1 rRNA gene is annotated in these 255 nt (G+C 51.8%); it reads right to left on the bottom strand.

Annotation, left to right across the window (positions count from 1 at the left end):
• Positions 1-255: ribosomal RNA gene (locus tag H3H36_RS27950) — 16S ribosomal RNA — on the bottom strand; the annotation flags it as partial.

The following is a 255-nucleotide window of genomic DNA, read 5'->3' as shown; positions in this document are numbered from 1 at the left end:
GAGTGCCCTTTCGTAGCAACTAATGACAAGGGTTGCGCTCGTTGCGGGACTTAACCCAACATCTCACGACACGAGCTGACGACAGCCATGCAGCACCTGTGTGCAGGTTCTCTTTCGAGCACTCCCCAATCTCTCAGGGATTCCTGCCATGTCAAGGGTAGGTAAGGTTTTTCGCGTTGCATCGAATTAATCCACATCATCCACCGCTTGTGCGGGTCCCCGTCAATTCCTTTGAGTTTTAATCTTGCGACCGTA

The sequence above is a fragment of the Rugamonas fusca genome (assembly GCF_014042365.1).
Taxonomy (GTDB): Bacteria; Pseudomonadota; Gammaproteobacteria; order Burkholderiales; family Burkholderiaceae_D; genus Rugamonas; species Rugamonas fusca.
Note: the sequence above shows the minus strand (reverse complement) of the source record. Positions and strands in the feature narration are given on the sequence as shown.